18 protein-coding genes are annotated in these 21,414 nt (G+C 70.2%); 11 read left to right on the forward strand and 7 right to left on the reverse strand.

All coding sequences use genetic code 11. The features are described 5' to 3' along the window. Nucleotides 1–39: 39 nt before the first annotated feature. The 3 genes from FV233_RS31730 to FV233_RS03185 are packed head-to-tail and all read left to right on the forward strand — an operon-like array spanning nt 40 to nt 2,113. On the forward strand, nt 40–1,290 hold the full coding sequence (locus FV233_RS31730; RefSeq protein WP_147896584.1) for a GNAT family N-acetyltransferase: 1,251 nt from the start codon (nt 40–42) through the stop codon (nt 1,288–1,290). Then, a complete protein-coding gene (locus tag FV233_RS03180; RefSeq protein WP_147855246.1) occupies nt 1,287–1,898 on the forward strand; it encodes a cysteine hydrolase in 612 nt (203 codons plus the stop codon). Before FV233_RS31730 ends, FV233_RS03180 begins: the two co-directional genes overlap by 4 nt. Continuing rightward, nucleotides 1,895–2,113 carry a hypothetical protein gene (locus FV233_RS03185; RefSeq protein ID WP_147855247.1) on the forward strand — a complete coding sequence of 73 codons (219 nt, stop codon included), beginning with the start codon at nt 1,895–1,897 and terminating at the stop codon, nt 2,111–2,113. The genes FV233_RS03180 and FV233_RS03185 overlap by 4 nt, the downstream gene beginning before the upstream one ends. 4 nt (nt 2,114–2,117) lie before the next feature. On the opposite strand, the gene FV233_RS30120 is transcribed toward FV233_RS03185, so the two are convergent. Both FV233_RS30120 and FV233_RS03190 read right to left on the reverse strand, forming a co-directional pair. Then, nucleotides 2,118–2,291 (reverse strand): hypothetical protein, encoded by a 174-nt coding sequence (locus tag FV233_RS30120; protein ID WP_187277754.1) that lies wholly within the window; start codon nt 2,289–2,291, stop codon nt 2,118–2,120. A gap of 426 nt (nt 2,292–2,717) precedes the next feature. Continuing rightward, the gene (locus tag FV233_RS03190) at nt 2,718–2,939 is read right to left on the reverse strand and encodes an HOOK family protein (RefSeq protein WP_147855248.1); all 222 of its coding nucleotides are present in this window, start codon (nt 2,937–2,939) and stop codon (nt 2,718–2,720) included. A 363-nt stretch (nt 2,940–3,302) separates the two neighbouring features. Here FV233_RS03190 and FV233_RS03195 point away from each other — a divergent pair, with 363 nt between their 5' ends. The 6 genes from FV233_RS03195 (at nt 3,303) to FV233_RS03220 (ending at nt 12,193) form a co-directional block, all read left to right on the forward strand. Beyond that, nucleotides 3,303–4,502 (forward strand): efflux RND transporter periplasmic adaptor subunit, encoded by a 1,200-nt coding sequence (locus tag FV233_RS03195; RefSeq protein WP_147896585.1) that lies wholly within the window; start codon nt 3,303–3,305, stop codon nt 4,500–4,502. Nucleotides 4,503–4,551: 49 nt separating this feature from the next. Next, nucleotides 4,552–7,710, forward strand: a complete 3,159-nt coding sequence (locus tag FV233_RS03200; RefSeq protein WP_147896586.1) for an efflux RND transporter permease subunit — start codon at nt 4,552–4,554, stop codon at nt 7,708–7,710. A gap of 141 nt (nt 7,711–7,851) precedes the next feature. Beyond that, a complete protein-coding gene (locus FV233_RS03205) occupies nt 7,852–8,988 on the forward strand; it encodes a CaiB/BaiF CoA-transferase family protein (RefSeq protein ID WP_147896587.1) in 1,137 nt (378 codons plus the stop codon). Nucleotides 8,989–9,451: 463 nt separating this feature from the next. Next, nucleotides 9,452–10,201: an SDR family oxidoreductase gene (locus FV233_RS03210; RefSeq protein WP_147896588.1), complete on the forward strand. Its 750-nt coding sequence runs from the start codon at nt 9,452–9,454 to the stop codon at nt 10,199–10,201. Between the two features lie 8 nt (nt 10,202–10,209). Further along, nucleotides 10,210–11,358 carry an acyl-CoA dehydrogenase family protein gene (locus FV233_RS03215; RefSeq protein ID WP_147896589.1) on the forward strand — a complete coding sequence of 383 codons (1,149 nt, stop codon included), beginning with the start codon at nt 10,210–10,212 and terminating at the stop codon, nt 11,356–11,358. Between the two features lies 1 nt (nt 11,359). Next, a complete protein-coding gene (locus tag FV233_RS03220; RefSeq protein WP_147896590.1) occupies nt 11,360–12,193 on the forward strand; it encodes a MaoC family dehydratase N-terminal domain-containing protein in 834 nt (277 codons plus the stop codon). A gap of 228 nt (nt 12,194–12,421) precedes the next feature. Here the strand turns inward: FV233_RS03220 and FV233_RS03225 are convergent, their stop codons facing one another. Continuing rightward, nucleotides 12,422–12,847, reverse strand: coding sequence for an organic hydroperoxide resistance protein (locus tag FV233_RS03225; RefSeq protein ID WP_147856348.1), 426 nt, complete (start codon nt 12,845–12,847; stop codon nt 12,422–12,424). An 89-nt stretch (nt 12,848–12,936) separates the two neighbouring features. Then, nucleotides 12,937–14,658, reverse strand: a complete 1,722-nt coding sequence (gene ade / locus FV233_RS03230) for an adenine deaminase (RefSeq protein ID WP_147896591.1) — start codon at nt 14,656–14,658, stop codon at nt 12,937–12,939. Between the two features lie 146 nt (nt 14,659–14,804). Here ade and ilvD point away from each other — a divergent pair, with 146 nt between their 5' ends. After that, a complete protein-coding gene (ilvD, locus tag FV233_RS03235) occupies nt 14,805–16,634 on the forward strand; it encodes a dihydroxy-acid dehydratase (RefSeq protein ID WP_147896592.1) in 1,830 nt (609 codons plus the stop codon). Between the two features lie 144 nt (nt 16,635–16,778). Here ilvD and FV233_RS03240 read toward each other — a convergent pair whose 3' ends face one another. The 3 genes from FV233_RS03240 to FV233_RS03250 are packed head-to-tail and all read right to left on the reverse strand — an operon-like array spanning nt 16,779 to nt 19,516. Beyond that, complete coding sequence (locus FV233_RS03240) at nt 16,779–17,462, reverse strand: GDSL-type esterase/lipase family protein (RefSeq protein WP_147896593.1); 684 nt, start codon at nt 17,460–17,462, stop codon at nt 16,779–16,781. 3 nt (nt 17,463–17,465) lie between these two features. Further along, nucleotides 17,466–18,497 (reverse strand): SGNH/GDSL hydrolase family protein, encoded by a 1,032-nt coding sequence (locus FV233_RS03245; protein WP_147896594.1) that lies wholly within the window; start codon nt 18,495–18,497, stop codon nt 17,466–17,468. 47 nt (nt 18,498–18,544) lie between these two features. Next, nucleotides 18,545–19,516 carry a GDP-L-fucose synthase gene (locus tag FV233_RS03250; RefSeq protein WP_147896606.1) on the reverse strand — a complete coding sequence of 324 codons (972 nt, stop codon included), beginning with the start codon at nt 19,514–19,516 and terminating at the stop codon, nt 18,545–18,547. 273 nt (nt 19,517–19,789) lie between these two features. Between FV233_RS03250 and FV233_RS31590 the strand changes: the two genes are divergently transcribed. Beyond that, nucleotides 19,790–21,355: a hypothetical protein gene (locus tag FV233_RS31590; protein WP_147896595.1), complete on the forward strand. Its 1,566-nt coding sequence runs from the start codon at nt 19,790–19,792 to the stop codon at nt 21,353–21,355. The last annotated feature ends 59 nt before the right edge of the window (nt 21,356–21,414 follow it).

The raw sequence follows: 21,414 nt of genomic DNA on the forward strand, positions 1-21,414 counted from the left end.
GCTGCAGCGTCAATCCGTTCCCGAATGACAGGTCATCCGATGACGGTGCACGTCGCCCACTCCCGTTTCGCGGCACAGAACCCGGCGCGGCTGAGCATTCCGCCGCTGCTTCCGGAGCCGCGGCATGAACTCGGTGCGATGCGGGTCGATCGGGTTGCCCGGCACCTCGTCGCTTTCCTGCCGACGCCGGACGACCTCGGACGGCTCATCGCGGCGGCGCGGGTGGACCTGCCCGACCTGGCACCGCTCGCCACGGTGCAGCGGGTGCTGTCGATCAATCCCGACAGCGTCGTCGCGATCGCCCAGCGGCACCGGTTCGATGCCGCCGACCCACGCGGCGAGGGCTTCGTGGCCTGCCTGATGCTGAACCGCGCCGGCCTCGCGGCCCTGCAGGCGGGAACCTTCGATGCGGCCGAGCCGCCCGCCGCCCTGCTGGCCGGGCAGCACGAGCGTCCGGCCGCGATCTACGTCTGGGCCGTGTATGCGCGTCGGCGGCTCGCCGGCGGCGTCGGCCTCGTGTTCGACCGCCTGTCGAGCCCCCTGTACCGGGGCGTCGACTTCTACGCCCGCGCGGCGACGCCCGAAGGCGCCGACCTGCTCACGACCCTGGGCTTCGCCAAGGGCGGGGGGGCGAACGGGCTCCTCTATCATTTCGCCCGGACGCCGGTTCCCGAGATCTCGCCCCCATACGACAGCCACAGGCCCGGCCTCAGCGGCGTCAGCGTCGCCGTGGCGCGCAGCTTCGAGGATCTCGCCCGGGTCATCGCCCTGCGGGCCGCCGTCTACATGGCCGAGCAGGCCTGCCCGTACGAGGAGGAGTTCGACGGCAACGACCTCTCGGCCACCCACCTGATCGGCTATGTCGGCGACGAGCCGGCCGGCTGCCTGCGGATCCGGTTCTTCGCCGACTTCGCCAAGATCGAGCGGCTGGCCGTCCGGGCGGAATACCGCAACACCCGCATGGCCTTCGCGCTGGTCCGGGCCGGGATCGAGCTGGCCCGGGTCAAGGGTTACCGCCGGCTCTACGGCCACGCGCAGAAGCGCCTCGTCGGGTTCTGGAGCCGGTTCGGCTTCCGGGTCTTCGAGGGCGCGCAGGAACTCGTGTTCTCGGATTTCGACTATGTCGAGATGCTGCTGGAGGCGGAGCCGCACCCGGAGGCGATCGGGATCGGCGTCGATCCCTACGTGATCATCCGTCCCGAGGGCCGGTGGCACAAGGCCGGCGCCCTGGACCGGTCGCGCGCCCGGGCGGTGACGCGGCCCTCCGTCGATGGGCAGCTGGCGCGATGACCCGCCACGTGAATCCGGCGCTCTACCGCCGGCCGAGCAGCGTGCCCGTGCTGGTCCTGGTCGACATGCAGCAGGAATACGAGATCGCCGGCCGCCCGCTGGCCCTCCCGGGCATCGCCCCGGCATTGGAGAAGTGCCGGCTGGCCCTGGATCATGCCCGGGACAGCGGCATCCCGATCGCCTACGTGCGCTGGATCGGGGCTCCCCTGTTCCAGGCCGGCTCGCGGTTCGCCCGCTGGATCGAGGGATTCGAGCCTCACGGGTGCGACATGGTCTTCGACCGGGACCGGCCGTCCTGCTACGCCAGCCCGGCCTTCGCCGACGCGATGGAGCGCGGCGGCGTACAATTGGTCATCGCGGGTTTCGCCGGCGAGGCCGCCTGTCTCGCCACGGCGATCGACGGGTTCCACCGCGGGCAGGATGTGACCTTCCTCTCCGACGCCTCGGCCAGCCACGATCTCGAAGGCATCGCGGCCCACGACGTCCACCGCTCGATCAGCGCCGTGATGCGCGCCTTCGCGGATGTCATGGACACGCAAGCTTGGGTCACGGCGTCCGCGCCGTTCAGGCCCGTATCGACCTTCTTGAATCCCTCGGCACGCCAATGACCGGTTCCGATCCCCACGAACGCGCCGCGCCGCAGAGTCCCCAGGATTACGACGCCATCGATCGCCGGCTCGGACAACACGCCGTCGGTCTGGTTCAGGCCGCCCGGGAGAGCGGCGACGCGGCGCTGATCGCGCAGGCCGAGGCCATGGCCATGGCGGTGGGGTTCGCCCTCGCGTCCCGCATGCCGGCCCTACCGGAGGCCGGCGAGTCCTGACGGGTCAGACGACCGCGTCGTCGCCGGCGATGAGGCGCATGGCGCGCAGCCGCGCGGTGCGCTCGTCGCGCGATCGCAAGTCTGCCCGGATGGCGGCCCAGAGCAGCGCCGCCTCGGCGATGCCCTCAGGCTCGACCGTTGCGTCGGTCTCGGTCTCGCGCTGATCGAACGCGTCCATGTCGTGGCATCCCGCGCCTTGAGGTGCGGTCCGGTATCAGCACAAACCTTCCGCGGTCCAGCCTCAAATACAGGCATCGGCCGTACAACCGGCCCGGTTCGTCACCACCGACAGGTTTCGTGAACGGCTGAGCTGTCGCGGGGCGCATCGCGAGACAACCGGATCTGGGAATTTTACGCCCGCATGGCGAAATGAACGCGATGGACGATGCGTCGAGCCACCGAATGCTTTGTCGGCTCCAGGCAGTGAGTCGCTTCGAGGGACGCCGCCGACCCTCCGCGCATCCCGGCGTATCGGGTCGCGACCGTCCGGATGTCGGCCGGGACGCCAGGCTCGCCACACCCCGGAAACACAACGGACACGCAAAGGTGCCACCTGTCCGGTCCGCGCGGCGTCGTGCCTTCGGCACGGCGGGCCGGACCCTGCTCAGACCTTCGTCAGCGTGGCGATGATGGAATCGACGACGTCGATCTGGTGCTGCACGTCCACCAGCCGCGGACCCGCGGCCGCGCCGTCGCCGAGCACGAAGGTGCCCTTCTGCCGGCGGGCGTCGCGCAGCTTGCGCACGGAGGCGGCGATGGTCTGCCGCTCCTCGATCAGCGCGGCCCGCAGCTCGGTCAGGCCATCCAATTCCAGCGTCTCGGCCATGCGGCGTCCCGGTCTCCTGGCTTCGCGATCCGGCCGGCGCGCATTCCCGCGCGTCGTCGAACCGGCCTTCTGGCGCATCTGCGGGGCTGTTGTCACGGGCGCAATCGATCCGGCGCGGACGCGCCGGGCGCCGACCGGCCATGGCGGCCGCCGCCCCGCCCTAATGTTGCCGCGGCGATTGTATGCTAGGGAATGCAATATTCTTCCGAGGCGCGTCGCGGAGTTTCGCGGCGGCTTCGCGGCGGGCTTCGCGGCCCGATCACGCAAGGCCCAATCCGGCATGGCACGCGATGAGGACAGCCATCGCGGCACGACCCGATCGGACGAGGCTGTCGCGTTACACGGCGGAAGGGGCTGCGGCCGATGACAGGTGAGCGGAAGCCGCGGCGGTCCCGCGGTTTGGTGACGACGATCGTGGCCGTCGCGGTCCTGGGCGGCGGGGCCTACGGCTACGTGCGCACGACCCAGCGGCCAATCGCCAAGACGAAGGCGGCCGCCCCGATCGCCGTTCCGGTGACGGCCGGGATGGTCGAGCAGGGTCCGTTCGCGCTGGTGCTGAACGGCCTGGGCACGGTCCAGGCCTACAACACCGTTCAGGTGCGCACCCGGGTCGACGGCGAGATCAACCAGATCGCGTTCCGCGAGGGGCAGAACGTCCACAAGGGCGACATCCTGGTCCAGATCGACCCGCGCCCCTACCAGGCCACCCTGGACCAGGCGAAGGCCAAGAAGGACCAGGACACCGCCAACCTCAACAACGCCAAGGCGGACCTCGTCCGCTACACCGGGCTGGGCGCCTACGCGTCGCGCCAGCAGACCGAGACGCAGACCGCCCTGGTCGCCCAGTTGACCGCGCAGGTGGCCTCCGATCAGGCCTCCATCGACAACGCCACCACGCAGCTCGGCTACGCGACGATCCGGGCGCCGATCGACGGCGTCACCGGCTTCCGGCAGGTCGACATCGGCAACATCGTCAACGCCGCGGGGCAGTCGGCGATCGTCACCATCACCCAGGTCGAGCCGATCTTCGTGGTGTTCACGGCGCCCGAGGACCAGCTGCCCGCGATCGTCGCGGCCCTGCGCGCCGGCGAGGTGCCGGTGGAGGCGCGGACCTCGGATGGCTTGACCAAGCTGGCGGACGGCAAGCTCGCCCTGTTCAACAACCAGGTCGACACGGCGACCGGCACGATCCGCCTGAAGGCCGTGTTCCAGAACCAGAACCACGCCCTCTGGCCCGGCCTGTCGGTCTCGACCCGGATGCGGGTGGGCACGGTGGCGGCCGCCACGACGGTGCCGGACGATGCCGTCCAGCACGGGCCCGACGGCCTGTTCGCCTTCGTGATCGACGAGAGTAACCACGCGCATCAGCGCACGCTGAAGGCGGGGCGCTCCGATTCCGGCAGGACGCAGGTTCTGGGCGGTGACATCAAGCCGGGCGAGCGGGTGATCACCGCCGGGCAGTACAAGGTGCAGGACGGCAGCCTCGTCGCCGATCCCCGCGCGGCCCACACCGCGCAGGCGGAGACGGGCGCAGCGGTCCTGTCGGCCGAGGCCAAGCCGTGATGGGGGCCGGCTCGGACAGGCCGGCCACGATGCCGCAAGAGGGTCTGCGATGAAGGCTGGCATCTCGGCGCCGTTCATCCGCTTCCCGGTGGCGACCACGCTGATCATGGTCGGCATCCTGTTCCTCGGGATGGTGGCCTACCCGCTGCTCGGCGTCGCGCCGCTGCCGCAGGTGGATTTCCCGACGATCCAGGTCACCGCGCAATTGCCCGGCGCCAGCCCGGAGACCATGGCCTCCTCGGTGGCGCAGCCCCTGGAGCGGCAATTCTCGCAGATCCCGGGCGTCGCCCAGATGACCTCGACCAGCTCGCTGGGCATCTCGACGGTCACGGTCCAGTTCGACCTCAACCGCAACATCGACGGCGCGGCCAGCGACATCCAGGCGGCGATCAACGCGGCCAGCGGGCAGCTGCCGAAGAGCCTGCCGACCCCGCCGACCTACCGCAAGGTGAACCCGGCCGATTCGCCGATCCTGCTGCTCTCGGCCACCTCCGACAGCATGCCGCTGATCGACGTGGACGACGCGGTGGACGTGCAGCTCGCCCAGCGCATCAGCCAGATCTCGGGCGTCGCGCAGGTGTTCATCGGCGGCCAGCAGAAGCCGGCGGTGCGGATCCAGGTCGATCCGGCCAAGCTCGTCGCCAAGGGCCTGTCGCTGGAGGATATCCGCGCGCCCCTGTCGCTCACCACGGTGAACAACCCGAAGGGCAGCCTCGACGGGGCGAGCCACAGCTACACGATCTACGCCAACGACCAGCTCACCACGGCGCAGAACTGGAACGACGTGATCGTCGCCTACCGGGACGGCGCCCCGTTGCGGGTGCGGGACATCGGCACCGCGGTCGCCGGCCCCGAGGATACCAAGCAGGCCGGCTGGACCAACGGTCAGCGCGGCGTGTTCCTGGTGGTGTTCAAGCAGCCCGGCGCCAACGTCATCGACACGGTGGACAGCATCAAGGCGCAGCTGCCGCGCCTGACCGCAACCCTGCCGGCCGGCATCAAGATCGGCATCCTCAGCGACCGCACGCAGACGATCCGGGCCTCCGTGGAGGACGTGCAGTTCACCCTCCTGATCACCATCGTGCTGGTGGTCGGGGTGATCTTCGTGTTCCTGCGCAGCTTCTGGGCGACCGTGATCCCGAGCGTGACCGTGCCGCTCGCCCTGCTCGGCGCCTGCGCGCTGATGTGGCTCGCCGGCTATACCCTCGACAACCTGTCCCTGATGGCGCTGACCATCTCGGTCGGCTTCGTGGTCGACGACGCCATCGTGGTGCTGGAGAACATCAGCCGCTACGTCGAGGAGGGAATGCGGCCCATGGAGGCCGCGTTCAAGGGCGCGGGCGAGATCGGCTTCACCATCGTCTCCATCTCGGTCTCGCTGATCGCGGTGCTGATCCCGCTGCTGCTGATGGGCGGCATCATCGGCCGCCTGTTCCGGGAATTTGCCGTCGTCCTGTCGATGACCATCGCGGTCTCGGCCTTCGTGTCCCTGACGCTGACGCCCATGATGGCGGCGCGGCTCCTGAAGCCCCACGGCACCGGGCACCACGGCCGCCTTTACCGGGCGAGCGAGGCGGTGTTCGACGGGCTGTTGTCGTCCTACGCGAAGGGCCTCGACCTCGCCCTGCGCTTCCGGTTCGTCACGCTGCTGACCTTCTTCGCGACGCTGGCGCTGACGGTCCACCTGTTCATCGTCATCCCGAAGGGGTTCTTCCCGCAGCAGGACACCGGCTTCATGATCGGCGTCACCGAGGCGGGGCAGGATGTCTCGTTCTCGGCGATGAAGACGCTGCAGGAGAAGGTCGGCGCCATCGTCCAGGCCGATCCGGACGTGGCGACGGTGGGCATGTCGCTCGGCGGCAACGGCCAGGCGCTCAATTCGGGGCGGATGTACATCACGCTCAAGCCCCGCGAGGAGCGCGAGGCCAACGCGTTCCAGATCATCGGCCGCCTGCGGCCGAAGCTGGAGCGGGTCGAGGGGATCCGCACCTATATCCAGGCCACCCAGGACGTGCGCACAGGCGGCCGGACCTCCCGGACGCAGTTCGAATACACCCTGCAGGACCCGGATCTCGCCGAGCTGAACACCTGGGCGCCGCGCATCCTCGACAGGATGAAGACGCTGCCGGAGCTGCGCGACGTCGCCACCGACCAGCAGAACCGCGGCACCACCCTGACGCTGGCGATCGACCGCGACGCCGCCTCCCGCTACGGCATCACCCCCCAGCTCATCGACGACACGCTGTACGACGCGTTCGGCCAGCGGCAGATCGCGCAGTACTTCACGCAGCTCAACAGCTACCACGTGATCCTGGAGGTGCTGCCGGCCCTCCAGGGCAGCGTCGAGAGCCTCGACAAGATCTACATCAAGGCGCCGATCGGCGGAGGGCAGGTGCCGCTCGCAGCCTTCGCCCACTGGACGACCGAGCCCGTGGCGCCCCTCGTGGTCAACCACCAGGGCCAGTTCCCCGCGGTGACGATCAGCTTCAACCTCGCCCCCGACGTCGCGCTCGGGCAGGCGACCGAGGCGATCGGGCAGGCGATGCGCGAGCTTCAGGTGCCACCCACCGTGGTCACCGGTTTCCAGGGCACCGCGCAGGCGTTCCAGCAATCGCTGTCGACGGTGCCGCTGCTGATCCTGGCGGCCCTGTTCGTGGTCTACCTGATCCTCGGCATCCTGTACGAGAGCTTCATCCACCCGCTGACGATCCTCTCGACCCTGCCGTCCGCCGGCGTGGGCGCCCTGGCGGTGCTGATGTGGGCGGGGTTCGACTTCAGCCTGATCGCGCTGATCGGCATCATCCTCCTCATCGGCATCGTGAAGAAGAACGGCATCATGCTGATCGACTTCGCCATCGTGGCCGAGCGCGAGGAGGGGCTGAGCCCGGAGGCGGCGATCCGGAAGGCGGCCCTTCTGCGGTTCCGCCCGATCCTGATGACCACCATGGCGGCGCTGCTGGGCGGCATCCCGCTGATGCTCGCCACCGGCACCGGCTCCGAGATCCGGCAGCCGCTCGGCTACGCCATGGTCGGCGGGCTGGCCGTGAGCCAGATCCTGACCCTGTTCACCACGCCCGTCATCTACGTCTACCTCGACCGGCTGGCGCACCGGTTCTCGTTCCGCGACAGGCCCGAGGCGGTCGACGCGGCGCTCGCCGAGGGCGGCCGGGACGACCACGAGGCGCCGACCCTGCGGGCCGCGGAGTGAGCTGAGCGATCCTGCGCAAGGCGCACATCGCCGGTCACGTCACCGCGTCGGTGTCACCCCGTCCCGCTTGGCGCACGCCGCCGCCGACCCAGATCCCCCGGCGGCGGCCCCGCGGGGCCTGATGGAACGCGAAGGCTGCGGATGAACCCGAACCGGCCGCTGAAAGGGCTGACCGTCCTCGCCCTGGAACAGGCCGTCGCCGCACCCTACTGCACGTCGCGACTGGCCGATGCCGGCGCCCGGGTGATCAAGATCGAGCGGCCCGAGGGGGATTTCGCCCGGGGCTACGATTCCGCGGTCAACGGGCTCGCGAGCTATTTCGTCTGGCTCAACCGCGGCAAGGAGAGCCTGGTCGCCGACATCAAGGATCCGGACGATGCCCGGCTGCTGCACGCCATCCTGGAAGGCGCCGACGTGTTCGTGCAGAACCTCGCCCCCGGGGCCGCAGCCCGGGCGGGTTTCGGCGCGGCGGACTTGCGGGCACGCCATCCGCGCCTGATCACGGTGGACATCACCGGTTACGGCGCCGGCCACGCCTACAGCGACATGAAGGCCTACGACCTGCTGGTGCAGGCCGAGAGTGGCATGGCCGGCATCACCGGGCATCCGGCCGGCCCGGGCCGGGTCGGCGTCTCGGTCTGCGACATCGCCTGCGGGATGGACGCCCATGCCGCGGTTCTGGAGGCGCTGATCGCCCGCTCCATCTCCGACGCGGGCTGCGCCCTGGAGGTCAGCCTGTTCAGCGGCGCGGCCGACTGGATGACCGTGCCGCTGCTCTACTTCGAGGGCACCGGCCGGGAGCCCCAGCGCGTGGGCCTCGCCCATCCCACGATCTCGCCCTACGGCGCCTACCCGACCGCCGACGGCAGCCTGGTGCTCATCTCGATCCAGAACGAGCGGGAATGGGCGAATTTTTGCGACACGGTGCTGGGCGAGCCGGATTTCGCCCGGGCCGAGGGGTTTTCGTCGAACAACGCCCGGGTGGCGAACCGCGCCGCCGTCGATCTGCGCGTCGGCGGCGCCCTGGTGCAGCTGAGCCGCGACGCGGCCGCAGCCCGGCTGAAGGCCGCCGGCACCGCCTACGGGTTCGTCAACACCCTGGCCGACCTCGCCACGCACCCGGCCCTGGTCCGCGCCGAGGTCGAGACCTCGGCGGGCCCGGCCCGGATCGTCGCCCCGCCGGTCCTGATCGACGGCGAAGTCCGCGCGCTCGGGCGGGTGCCGGACATCGGCGAGCACAGCGAACGGATCCGGCGGGAGTTCGGGGCAGAGCGGTGAGTGCGCGTTGCACCAGGAAACCCAGCCGCGCCCTCGTCTTGAGGTGCTTGCGCGAAGCGCGAGCCTCGAAAGAGGCCTCCAGATGGCGCCGCGATCCCTGGAGGGCTCCTTCGAGGCGACCGCTGCGCGTCCGCACCTCAGAGGCTATGAGTCTTTCAATACATCGCTCGCGACAGTCGATGACGGACCGCGACATGCCCCCTCTCCCGTGCGGGAGAGGGCTGGGGTGAGGGATCAGGTCTTTCCGGAAAGCGCGCATCCCTCACCCTGTCCCTCTCCCGCACGGGAGAGGGGACCCGCGGTTCCTGCTGGGGCAATAGGCCCGTCCGGGACCGCTAAGGCGTCGGGTGCATGGGGATCGAAGGGCGATCGATCGAAAGATCCAGAACCTGTCAGGATGAGGTGGTGGTCTGGAGAGGCGTGAGCGTTGGACACGCTTGAATACAAAAACCGGGAGGAAGCGATGAGACTGAACGGAAAAATCGCGATCGTGACGGGGGCCGGGAGCGGGTTCGGCGCGGGCATCGCCGAGCGCTTTGCCGCCGAGGGCGCGCGCGTCGCCTGCGTGGACATCGACAGGTCGGCGGCCGAGCGGGTCGCATCAGGCATCGGCGCGAATGCCATCGCGATCGCCGCCGATGTCGGGGCGGCGGCCGATGTCGAGGCCAGCGTCGCCGAGACCCGGGAGCGGTTCGGCATCCCGCACATCCTCGTCAACAACGCCGGCACCACCCACCGCAACAAGCCGCTGCTGGAGGTCACCGAGGACGAGTTCGACCGCGTGTTCCGGGTGAACGTGAAGTCGATCTTCCACTACGTCCGGACAATCGCCCCGCTGATGCGCGACAAGGGCGGCGGCGTGATCCTCAACGTCAGCTCGACGGCGGCGCTCCGGCCGCGTCCCGGCCTGACCTGGTACAACGCCTCCAAGGGGGCGGCGAGCCTCGCCTCGAAGTCGCTGGCGCTGGAATTGGCCCCCTGGAAGATCCGGGTGAACGCCCTGTGCCCGGTGATGGGCGCGACCGCGCTGCTCGAGCATTTCATGGGCGTGCCCGACACCCCGGAGAACCGCGACAAGTTCATCAGTACGATCCCGCTCGGCCGGATGTCGCGGGCCGAGGACATCGCCGCGGCGGCCCTGTTCCTGGCCTCCGACGAGGCCGAATTCATCACCGGTGTTGACTTGCCGGTCGATGGCGGCCGCACGGCCTGAGGCGCGCGATGGAAGCCTATACCGAGATCCGCGAGGCCGTCGCCAAGCTCTGCGCCGGGTTCCCCGGGCCGTACTGGCGCGCCCTCGACCGGGAGATGGCCTACCCGACCGAATTCGTCGCCGCGCTCACCGAGAGCGGCTACCTCTCGGTGCTGATCCCGGAGGACTATGGCGGCTCCGGCCTGCCGCTCTCGGCCGCCGCCGCGATCCTGGAGGAGGTCCAGCGGGCCGGCTGCAACGGCGGCGCCTGCCATGCGCAGATGTACACGATGGGCACGCTGCTCCGGCACGGCTCGGAGGCGCAGAAGGCCGCCTACCTGCCGGCCGTCGCCGAGGGCCGCCTGCGGCTCCAGGCCTTCGGGGTGACCGAGCCGAGTTCCGGCACCGATACCGGCAGCCTGAAGACCACGGCCCGGCGCGACGGGGACCACTACGTCATCAACGGCCAAAAAATCTGGACCAGCCGGGCCGAGCATTCGGACCTGATGCTGCTCCTGGCCCGCACGACGCCGCGGAGCGAGGGCATGAAGCGCACCGACGGCCTGTCGGTGCTGCTCGTCGACATGCGGGAGGCGATCGGCAACGGCCTGACCATCCGGCCGATCCGAACCATGATGAACCACGCCACCACGGAGGTGTTCTCCGACAACCTCCGGGTGCCGGCGGAGAACCTGATCGGCGAGGAGGGCAGGGGCTTTCGCTACATCCTGTCCGGCATGAATGCCGAGCGCATCCTGATCGCCGCGGAATGCGTCGGCGACGCCAAGTGGTTCATCGACAAGGCCAAGACCTACGCCTCGGACCGCTCGGTGTTCGGCCGGCCGATCGGCGCCAACCAGGGCGTGCAGTTCCCGATCGCCAAAGCCTACGCCAACATGCGGGCGGCAGAGTTGATGGTCCGCGAGGCGGTGAGCCTCTACGAATCCGGGACCAATCCCGGCGCGGAGGCCAACATGGCTAAGATGCTCGCCGCCGACGCCTCGTTCGAGGCCGCCAACGCCTGCATCCAGACCCATGGCGGGTTCGGATTCGCCGAGGAATACGATATCGAGCGCAAGTTCCGCGAGACGCGCCTGTATCAGGTCGCGCCGATCTCCACGAACCTGATCCTCGCCTACCTGTCCGAGCACGTGCTCGGCCTGCCGCGCGCGTACTGACATGACCGACCTCGAAGCCTGGATCGGCCGCACCCGCGAGACCTCGGATCTCGTCACGCCGCGGCTCCGCGCCGAATTCCGCGCGACCTTCACGCCGCATCTCGCCCCGGTCCCGGACGGGGCGGCGCCGCCGGCCCTGCACTGGTGCCTCGCCCCGGAGACGCCGCCCGCCGACGCCCTCGGCCCGGACGGTCACGCCGCCAAGGGCGGGTTCCTGCCGCCGGTGCCTCTGCCGCGGCGGATGTGGGCCGGCGGGCAAGTCGAGACGCTGGCCGAGCTGCGCGAGGGCGATCTGGTCACCCGGACCGAGACCGTGCGCGACGTGGCGTTCAAGGAGGGGCGCAGCGGCCGGCTGTGCTTCGTGACGGTCGAGCACGCGCTCGCCACAGCAAGCGGCGTGGCGATCCGCGAGCGGCAGGACATCGTCTACCGGGAGGCCGCCGGCGCGCAGACCGGCACCGGGGCCACGGCCGAGCGCGACGACGCGGCCGCCTACGAGCAGGTCTGGGCCGTGCCGGCGACGCCGACGCTGTTGTTCCGCTACTCGGCCATGACCTTCAACGGCCACCGCTTCCACTATGACCAGCCCTACGCCACGCGCGTCGAGGGCTATGCCGACCTGGTGGTCCACGGCCCGATCCAGGCGACGCTGCTGATGAATTTGGCCGCGACGCTGCTCGGACGGGTGCCGCGCACCTTCACGCATCGCGGCGTCTCGCCGCTGACGGCCAACCAGATCTTTCGGATCTGTGGGCGGCGGACCGGGGAGGGGTTCGAGGGCGTCACGTTGGACGAGGCAGGCCGCGTCTGCATGCGGGCGCGGGCGGCGGTATGAACGCTGACGCCTCGGCGTTCAGCTGGCCGTCATTGCGAGCGTAGCGCCGCGACCCAGTGCAGCGCGCGATCTCAGACGTAGCGCGTCCCTGGGTTGTTGCGCTGCGCTCGCTATGACGGTTGAGGATGCTCGCCACAGGACGTTGTTCCGTCGACGACCGGAGCCCGAGGGGCGCCCGCAGGGTCGGCGCTCCTCAGGATCTTCGAACGGATGGGATGACGACCCGGCTCAGGCGAGCGTCAGGCCGACATCGACGTTGCCGCGGGTGGCGTTCGAGTACGGGCAGACCTGGTGGGCGGCATCCACGAGCTTCTGCGCGTCGGCGCGGTCGAGGCCCGGCAGGCTGATCGTCAGGTCGGCCGTGATGCCGAAGCCGCCCTCGGAGCGCGGGCCGATGCCCACATCGGCGGTGACGGTGGTCTCGGCCGGGACCTTCAGCTTCAGCGAGGGGGCGACCGCCTTCATGGCGCCGAGGAAGCAGGCCGAGTAGCCGGAAGCGAACAGCTGCTCGGGGTTCGCGCCCGGGCCGCCGGCGCCGCCGAGCTCCTTCGGGGTCGCGAGCTTCACCTCGAAGCTGCCGTCTGCGGTCTTGGCGGCGCCGTCGCGGCCTCCGGTGGCGGTCGCGCTGGTGCGGTACTTCACGTCTACGGACATGGTGCGATCTCCAGGAACAGGAAGGGAGTCGGCATATAGGGCCGGCACAGCCCTCATATAATCACGAGATAGATTGTGCGCAATCGATTTTACGGGTCGATCAGCGCGAAGCGGTCGACATCCACCAGGCCCTTGTCGGTGATCTTCAGGTGCGGGATCACGGGCAGCGGCAGGAACGCCACCTGCAGGAACGGCTCGGGCAGGACGACGCCGAGGCCGCGCGCCGCCGCCCGCAGGGTCATCAGCGCGGCACCGATCGAATCGAACGGGAGCAGGCTCATCAGACCGGCGACCGGCAGGGCGATCTCGGCGAGCACCCGGCCGCCCTCGACCACCACGAACCCGCCCTCGATGGCGCTGAGCCGGTTCACCGCCACGGCCACGTCGGCATCGTCGGCGCCGACCACCGTGACGTTGTGGCTGTCGTGCCCGACCGAGGAGGCGATCGCGCCGCGCTTCAGGCCGAAACCCTTCACGAACGCCACGCCGATGCCCCGCTGCCCCGGCGGCGTCTTCCCGTGGCGCTCCACCACCGCGACCTTGATGACGTCCTGATCGAGGTCGATCCGGCGCTCGCCCGCGCTGTAGGGCAGCGACAGGTCGTGCCGCAGGGTGATGAGCTTGCCCGGCACCACGCCGATCACCGGCGTCGATGGCCCGGAACCGGGGGCCGCGAAATCCGCCGCCGTCACCCGGCGGGCCCGCAGGCTGCCCCGGCCGATCGGCTGGATCGCGGGCCGGTCGGCGAACAGCGCGTCCTCCACCAGTCGCCCGGCGCTGAAGACCCGGGCGACGCGACACTCCAGGAAATCGTCGAGCACGACGAGGTCGGCACGCTGGCCTGGTGCCACCAGGCCGCGGTCGTGCAGCCCCAGCGCCCGGGCCGCCGACCAGGAGGCCGCCCGGTAGGCCGCCAGCGGCGGCGCACCCAGCGCGATCGCGGTGCGGACGACGTAGTCGAGGTGGCCCTCCTCGGCGATGTCGAGGGGGTTCCGGTCGTCGGTGCAGAAGGCCAGGAACGGCGCCGTGCGCTCGGTCAGGATCGGCGCCAGGGCGTGCAGGTCCTTGGAGACCGAGCCCTCGCGGATCAGCACGGTCATGCCCTTGGACAGTTTTTCCATCGCCTCCTCGGGCGTGGTCGCCTCGTGCTCGGTGCGGATGCCGGCCGCGATGTAGCCGTTGAGCGCGCTTCCGCGCAGCAGCGGCGCGTGGCCGTCGATCAGCCGGCCCTGGAACGCCGCGAGCTTTTCGAGGGCGGCCGGGTCGCCGGCGAGCACGCCCGGGAAATTCATGAACTCGGCGAGCCCGATCACCTTGGGATGGCCCGCGAAGGGCAGCAGGTCCGCCACCCCGATCCGCGCGCCCGAGGTCTCGAGGTGGTCGGTGGCCGGCACGCAGGAGGACAGCTGGACCCGCAGGTCCATCGCCAGGGTCTCGGACGAGGCCAGGAACCACGCGAACGCCTCGGTTCCCAGCACGTTCGCCATCTCGTGCGGGTCGCACAAGCCGGTGGTGACGCCGTGGGGCAGGACGCAGCGCTCGAATTCCTGCGGCGGCATCAGCGAGGATTCGACGTGGAAATGCGTGTCGATGAAGCCCGGCACCACGACCTTGCCGGCGATGTCGATCTCGCGCCGCCCGCGATAGCTGCCGAAGGTGCCGACGATCCGGTCGCCGCAGATCGCGATATCGGAGGCGACGAGGTCGCCGGTGACGAGGTCTAGGAAGCGCCCGCCCTTCAGGACGAGGTCGGCCTCGGTCCGGCCCTGGCCCTGGTCGATGGCCCGCTTCAGGAAATCCACTCGGTCCATCGTACGATTCGCCTCTCTCGCGTCCCGGTATCCGCCGGGAGCATGACACGGTCGCGTCCGCTTCGGCGACGCTTGCAGCGACGCGTCGGCGGGCGCAGAAGCCCCTACCTTTGAAAGATTCGCTTCTGAACCGATTGAACCGCGCGATGCCCGCCTATCGTTCCCGCACCACCACCCACGGCCGCAACATGGCCGGCGCCCGCGGCCTCTGGCGCGCCACCGGCATGAAGGACGGCGATTTCGGCAAGCCGATCATCGCCGTGGTGAACTCGTTCACCCAGTTCGTGCCCGGCCACGTCCACCTGAAGGATCTCGGCCAGCTGGTCGCCCGGGAGATCGAGAAGGCCGGCGGCGTCGCCAAGGAGTTCAACACCATCGCGGTCGATGACGGCATCGCGATGGGCCACGACGGCATGCTCTACTCGCTGCCGTCCCGGGAGCTGATCGCCGATTCCGTCGAGTACATGGTCAACGCGCACTGCGCCGACGCGATGGTGTGCATCTCGAATTGCGACAAGATCACCCCCGGCATGCTCATGGCCTGCCTGCGGCTGAACATCCCGACGGTGTTCGTCTCGGGCGGCCCGATGGAGGCCGGCAAGGTCCAGCTGCCCGGCATCGCCAAGAAGGTCGATCTGGTCGACGCCATGATCGCGGCCGCCGACGACCGGATCTCGGACGAAGACGTGGCGGTGATCGAGCGCTCGGCCTGCCCGACCTGCGGCTCCTGCTCGGGCATGTTCACCGCGAACTCGATGAACTGCCTGACCGAGGCGCTGGGTCTGGCGCTGCCGGGCAACGGCTCGGTTCTGGCGACGCACGCCGACCGCAAGCGCCTGTTCGTGGAGGCCGGCCACCTGATCGTGGACCTCGCCCGCCGCCACTACGAGCAGGACGACGCGAGCGTGCTGCCCCGCGCGGTTGCGAGCGTCACGGCGTTCGAGAACGCCATGACGCTGGACATCGCCATGGGCGGCTCGACCAACACGGTGCTGCACCTGCTGGCCGCCGCCCACGAGGGCGAGGTGCCGTTCACCATGGCCGATATCGACCGGCTGTCCCGGCGCGTGCCGGTCCTGTGCAAGGTCGCCCCGGCGGTGGCCAACGTCCACATGGAGGACGTGCACCGGGCCGGCGGGATCATGGCCATCCTGGGCGAGCTCGACCGGGCGGGGCTGATCGAAACCCAGGTCGGCAACGTCGCCGCCGGGACCCTCGGCGCGGCGCTGGCCCGCTGGGACGTCCGCGGCGCGCCCAGCGCCTCGGTCCAGAGTTTCTACCGCGCGGCCCCCGGGGGCGTGCCGACCCAGGTGGCGTTCAGCCAGGAATCCCGCTTCGATGAGCTCGACCTCGACCGGGAGGGCGGGGTGATCCGCGACGCCGCCCACGCCTATTCGCGCGATGGTGGCCTGGCGGTGCTCTACGGCAACCTCGCCGAGCAGGGCTGCATCGTGAAGACGGCAGGCGTCGACGCCTCGATCCTGACCTTCACGGGGACCGCCCGGGTGTTCGAGAGCCAGGACGCCGCCGTGGACGGCATCCTCAACGGCAAGGTCACGGCCGGGGAGGTCGTGCTGATCCGCTACGAGGGCCCGCGCGGCGGCCCCGGCATGCAGGAGATGCTCTACCCCACGAGCTACCTGAAATCGAAGGGCCTCGGCAAAGCCTGCGCGCTGGTGACGGATGGCCGCTTCTCGGGCGGGTCCTCCGGCCTGTCGATCGGCCACGTCTCCCCGGAGGCGGCCGAGGGCGGGCTGATCGGCCTCGTGCGCGACGGCGACACCATCGCCATCGACATCCCGGCCCGTTCCATCGACCTCGCCGTCGAACCCGCCGAGCTGGAGCGGCGCCGGGCCGAGCAGGACGCCGCCGGCTGGCAGCCGGCGAGCCCGCGCAAGCGCAAGGTCACCACCGCTCTGCGCGCCTACGCGATGCTCACCACCAGCGCGGCGCACGGGGCGGTGCGGCGGGTGTGATGGAGAACTGGTTTCGGGAGACGCCGTCTTTCGGGATTGGGAAATCGACTGGATCCCGGGCGCCGCCTCGCGGCCCCGGGATGACGCGTTGGACGTCCACGCGTCGAGATAATGCCTGGGCTTATCGCCGAGCCGACTTTCTCATCAGCGCAGGGCCAGCATGAGGATCAGGCCGGCGATCACGATCGCAACCGCGGCCGCAAGCACCGCACGCCACCGTCCGCCGAACTTCCGCCTCGTCGCACCGCCGGGCGCGTGGTGCACATCCCCTACCGGCGCCCGCCCCAACGCCGACAGCATCAGCGGCTCGATCGCCTTGTAGCCAGCCGGGCTGAGATGGAGGCCGTCGGTGGTGTAGGCCCGGCGCAGCGCCCCGGATCCGTCCCCCAGCACCGCGTGGTAGTCGATGAAGGTCGCGCCGTGCTCGTGCGCGTGGTCGCGGAGCCAGGCATTCACCGCAGCGATCATCGCCGGGGCGTCGGGGACCTCTGGATTCCACGGGATCCGGGCGGCCGGCATGATCGAGCCGACCCAGGCCGTCACGCCCATCGCCCGGGCTTCGTCGAGCATGCCGGCCAGCGTCCGGCCGATCTCGTCGGCGGGGACGAAGAACCCCTCGTTGCGCCCGATATCGTTGACGCCGCAGAGGAGGTGGACGCCCCGGGCGCCGGTCTCGTCCAGGTCGCGGCGGAACCGCATGGTGATCCAGCGCGCCGTCTGGCCGGACCCGCCCCGGGGGATCAGGTCGTGGGCCGCGAAGGTCTCGGCCCGGTGGAATCCCCAGGCCTCGGTGATCGAGTCCCCGATGAACACGATCGGCGCGACCAACGCCTACGCCTCCGCGGGGAGGCCGAGCACCTCCGCGACCTCGGCGGCCAGGCGGTCGGCGATCGCCTGGCGGCCCTCGGAGCCGACATGGACGATGTCGGTGAACAGGGCTCGCGTATCGGCTTCGAAGATCCGGCTGAGGTCCCGGGTCGTGAACGGCCCCTGCGTGAGGCCATCGGCGTCGAGCCGGCCCAGAACCTGCTCGATCCGGGTGTATTGGCGGTCGAGATAGCCCAAAAATTCTTGGGAGGCGGTGTTCTGCTCGTCGCCGACTCGCTCGGTCTTGCGCACGATCGCCGGCTGCAGGAGGAACCGCACCGGCGCGCCGATGCCCCCCGACAGCCGGGCGAGGCGCTTCAGTGCCAGCTCGAACTGGCGCACCACTTCCCATTCCCAGATGTCGGACTGCCAGTTGGTCAGCGCCCGGAGGTTGTCGAGCCGGCCGAAGATCAGCGCCTGCAGGCTGTCGTAGCTCAGGTCCTCGGCGTCCGCGCCCGACTTCGTCGTGTTGAAGAAGTAGTCGTACAGGGTTTCCTGCGCGAAGTGGTTGTATGGGTAGCCGGCGCGCGGATCGAAGCTCCAGGGCTGGAAGATGTCGGTGGCGCCGCCCATCACGAAGATCACGTCGGGCTGAAGGTCCATCAGCCGGGTCGTGATCAGGGCGATCATCTGGTTCAGGCAGGCGGAGGTCGCACCGAAATTGTAGACCCGGGCGCCTTCGCCGTGCAGGCGCTTCAGCCCGGTCTCCAATCGGCCCGGGATGGTGTCGGCGAAGACCTGGCCGTCGATCAACGTGCTGTCGCCGACCACGAACACGCGCAGCGTCTCCGCGGGCGAGCGCGCCTCCGCGTGCATGTCGTTCCGGTAGCCGAGCGCGTCGTAGCGCCAGTTCTGGCCCGCCGCGGACGACAGCGGCTTGCCGGCGAACTGCGTGTAGGGCGCCGGGAAACGGATGTTCGAATCGAAATTGTGGAAGTCGCGGAGGAACGTGCGGCGCCGAGCCTGCTCGATGTCGTCGGGGGCCCGTTGGGCCATGCTGGTTCTCCCACCCGGTCGGATGCGGTGTCGTGCTGCGTCCGGCGTCAGCCGCGCAGCGTGGCGTGATTCTCGAGGAACCACCCGTAGGTCTGGTGCAGGCCCCGGTCGAGATCGATCTCCGGCTGCCAGCCCATGGCGCGCAGACGCGAGACATCCATCAGCTTGCGCGGCGTCCCGTCGGGCTTGGTCGCGTCGAACTCCAGCCGGCCCGCGTAGCCGATCACCCGAGCCAGCGCCTCGGCCAACTCGCGGATCGTGCAATCCTCGCCGGTGCCGACATTGATGTGCGACAGGTCCGGCCGGGTGTTGGCCGCGTAGACCGCGTCGTCCAATTTCATCACGAACACGCTGGCGCGCGCCATGTCGTCCACGTGCAGGAATTCGCGCATCGCCCGGCCGGTGCCCCAGACCGTGACGGAGGCGCTTCCCGCCTGCTTGGCCTCGTGCAGGCGCCGCATCAGCGCCGGCAGGACGTGGGCGTTCTGCGGATGGAAGTTGTCGTTGGGCCCGTACAGGTTGGTCGGCATCACGCTGCGGTAGCGGCGCCCGTACTGGCGGTTGTAGCTCTCGCACATCTTGATCCCCGCAATCTTGGCGATCGCGTAGGGCTCGTTGGTCGGCTCCAGGATCCCCGTGAGCAGCGCGTCCTCGCGCATCGGCTGCTCGGCGTGCTTCGGGTAGATGCAGGAGGAACCCAGGAACAGCAGCCGGTCGACGTCGGCCACGTGCGCGGCGTGGATCAGGTTCGCCTGGATCAGCAGGTTCTCGTGGATGAACTCGGCCGGGTAGGTGTTGTTGGTGTGGATGCCGCCGACCTTGGCGGCGGCGAGGTAGACCATGTCGATCCGGTTCCGGGCGAAGAAGGCCCGGACCGCGGCCTGGTCGAGCAGGTCGAGGGCCTGCCGGTCCGCCGTGAGGATGCGCCCGTAGCCCAGCTCCCGCAGCCGGCGCACGATCGCCGACCCCACCATCCCGCGGTGCCCCGCAACGAAGATGGTCCTGTCCCGCCCGTCCATCACGCGTCCAATCCCTGCGGCCAGCGCTCGCTCGGCCAGCATACCCCCGTCCGGGGCGGATATCGCCGCGCAAAGGCGGATTTTCTGAGGCGCACGGCATCGCGGCCGCTTCGGAGCGGGGGATGCCGCGTCAGACGCGAAGTGGCGAATACAAATACAACTGAAAGTTGGTGTTAAGCATTCTACCAGAAGGTGTGCCGGTACCAGCCTAGCGCCCACCGGACTTCAGGTTCGGGGTGGAAGCGACCGGGCCGCGCAGCAATGGAGTCTGAGATGCGTAACTCGACCGACGTCCCGGCTGGGCCGCGGACATCGAATGCCGCCCTGCGCCGGACGGCCGGCCGCATCGCCCCCCTGCTGGCCGGCACCCTGCTCGCCCTCCCGGTTGTCGCACCGGCGCAGGCGCAACTTCTCCGTGGGACTCTTGATACAACCGGAGGCGGTATCCTGGGAACAGGAATCACGGTCGGCACCACGAATCCCGGTACCGGCATCCTCGGGACCGGCCTGAATGTCGGCACCACCGGCGGCGGCGTCCTTGGGACCGGGGTGACCGTCGGCACCACCAATCCCGGCACCGGCGTCCTCGGCACGGGCCTGAATGTCGGCAGCACCAGCGGCGGCGTCCTCGGGACCGGCCTGCTGGTCGGGACCACCGGCCCCGGTCAGGGCCTGCTCGGGACCGGACTGTACCTCGGCACCGTCGGCGGAGTCGCCGGCGGCGGTGGCGGCACCGGTGGCGGCGGCACCGGCGGTGGCGGCACCGGTGGCGGTACCGGCGGAGCAGGCGGTGCCGGTGGTGCGGGCGGCGCCGGAGGGGCCGGTGGCGCGGGCGGGACCGCTGGCGGTGGCGGCGGCGGCAACGGCCAGGGCATCTATATCGTGACCGGCAACGTCACGCAGTCCCAGGGCCAGACCTTCATCGCCGACCTGCGGCTCTCGCAGCTGTCCAGCGCCACCGGGATCGCGGCCAACAACACCAGCGCCCTCGCGGCCCCCGTCGCCGTGGGCGGCGATGCCATCGCGGTAGGCTTCGGATCGAGCGCGGCCGGGACGGCGTCGACCGCGGTCGGAACCGGGGCATCCGCGGTCAACACCGGCAGCGTCGCCGTCGGCTACGCGGCGAGCGCACAGGGGCTGGGCGGCACGGCGGTCGGCACCGCATCCGCGGCGTCCGGAGCGGGCAGCACGGCGCTCGGCTTCGTCGCCGGCGCGACCGGCACGGGATCCACCGCGATCGGCGCGGCGGCCTCGGCCGCCGGCAACAACAGCGTCGCGCTCGGCAACGGGGCGGCCGCCAACCAGGCGAACACCATCGCCATCGGGGCCAACGTCAAGACCACCCAGGCCAACCAGGTGGCGATCGGCAACGCCGCCAACACCTACACCCTGGCGGGCGTCGCCTCGCAGGCGAGCGCCGCGGCGCAGAGCGGGGCGACCGCCTTCGTGACCACGGACGCCAGCGGCAACCTCGCGGCCTCGGCCTACGGCCCCTCGACCATCGCGGCGCTGGGCAACCGGGTCGATTCGGTCCAGTCCCAGGTCAACAACCTGGAGGCCAAGACCGACACGATGCAGCGCTACGCGGTGCAGACCCGCAAGGAGTCGCGGCAGGGCGTCGCCATGGCGATCGCGATGGCGACCGCTCCGATGCCCTCGGCGCCGGGCAAGACCACCTGGGCCACGAACGGCGCGACCTATCGCGGCGAGTGGGCCGGCGGCGTCGCGGTGGCGCACCGGCTGCCGACCTGCTGCGTACCGATCGCGGTCACGGCCGGCGTCGCCTATGCGGGCGAGAGCAACGTCGGCGTCCGCGCCGGTCTGGCCGGCGAGTTCTGACGGCGAGACGACGCGGCGGGGCCGGAACGACGTTTCGGCCTTGCGCCCGGGAAATTCCC

The sequence above is a fragment of the Methylobacterium sp. WL7 genome (assembly GCF_008040085.1).
Taxonomy (GTDB): domain Bacteria; phylum Pseudomonadota; class Alphaproteobacteria; order Rhizobiales; family Beijerinckiaceae; genus Methylobacterium; species Methylobacterium mesophilicum.

Excerpts from the sequence above, each read along its gene's own strand:
- FV233_RS31730 (WP_147896584.1), top strand. The coding sequence starts at position 40 with ATGACGGTGCACGTCGCCCACTCCCGTTTCGCGGCACAGAACCCGGCG.
- FV233_RS03180 (WP_147855246.1), top strand. The coding sequence starts at position 1,287 with ATGACCCGCCACGTGAATCCGGCGCTCTACCGCCGGCCGAGCAGCGTG.
- FV233_RS03185 (WP_147855247.1), top strand. The coding sequence starts at position 1,895 with ATGACCGGTTCCGATCCCCACGAACGCGCCGCGCCGCAGAGTCCCCAG.
- FV233_RS30120 (WP_187277754.1), bottom strand. The coding sequence starts at position 2,291 with ATGGACGCGTTCGATCAGCGCGAGACCGAGACCGACGCAACGGTCGAG.
- FV233_RS03190 (WP_147855248.1), bottom strand. The coding sequence starts at position 2,939 with ATGGCCGAGACGCTGGAATTGGATGGCCTGACCGAGCTGCGGGCCGCG.
- FV233_RS03195 (WP_147896585.1), top strand. The coding sequence starts at position 3,303 with ATGACAGGTGAGCGGAAGCCGCGGCGGTCCCGCGGTTTGGTGACGACG.
- FV233_RS03200 (WP_147896586.1), top strand. The coding sequence starts at position 4,552 with ATGAAGGCTGGCATCTCGGCGCCGTTCATCCGCTTCCCGGTGGCGACC.
- FV233_RS03205 (WP_147896587.1), top strand. The coding sequence starts at position 7,852 with ATGAACCCGAACCGGCCGCTGAAAGGGCTGACCGTCCTCGCCCTGGAA.
- FV233_RS03210 (WP_147896588.1), top strand. The coding sequence starts at position 9,452 with ATGAGACTGAACGGAAAAATCGCGATCGTGACGGGGGCCGGGAGCGGG.
- FV233_RS03215 (WP_147896589.1), top strand. The coding sequence starts at position 10,210 with ATGGAAGCCTATACCGAGATCCGCGAGGCCGTCGCCAAGCTCTGCGCC.
- FV233_RS03220 (WP_147896590.1), top strand. The coding sequence starts at position 11,360 with ATGACCGACCTCGAAGCCTGGATCGGCCGCACCCGCGAGACCTCGGAT.
- FV233_RS03225 (WP_147856348.1), bottom strand. The coding sequence starts at position 12,847 with ATGTCCGTAGACGTGAAGTACCGCACCAGCGCGACCGCCACCGGAGGC.
- ade (WP_147896591.1), bottom strand. The coding sequence starts at position 14,658 with ATGGACCGAGTGGATTTCCTGAAGCGGGCCATCGACCAGGGCCAGGGC.
- ilvD (WP_147896592.1), top strand. The coding sequence starts at position 14,805 with ATGCCCGCCTATCGTTCCCGCACCACCACCCACGGCCGCAACATGGCC.
- FV233_RS03245 (WP_147896594.1), bottom strand. The coding sequence starts at position 18,497 with ATGGCCCAACGGGCCCCCGACGACATCGAGCAGGCTCGGCGCCGCACG.
- FV233_RS03250 (WP_147896606.1), bottom strand. The coding sequence starts at position 19,516 with ATGGACGGGCGGGACAGGACCATCTTCGTTGCGGGGCACCGCGGGATG.
- FV233_RS31590 (WP_147896595.1), top strand. The coding sequence starts at position 19,790 with ATGCGTAACTCGACCGACGTCCCGGCTGGGCCGCGGACATCGAATGCC.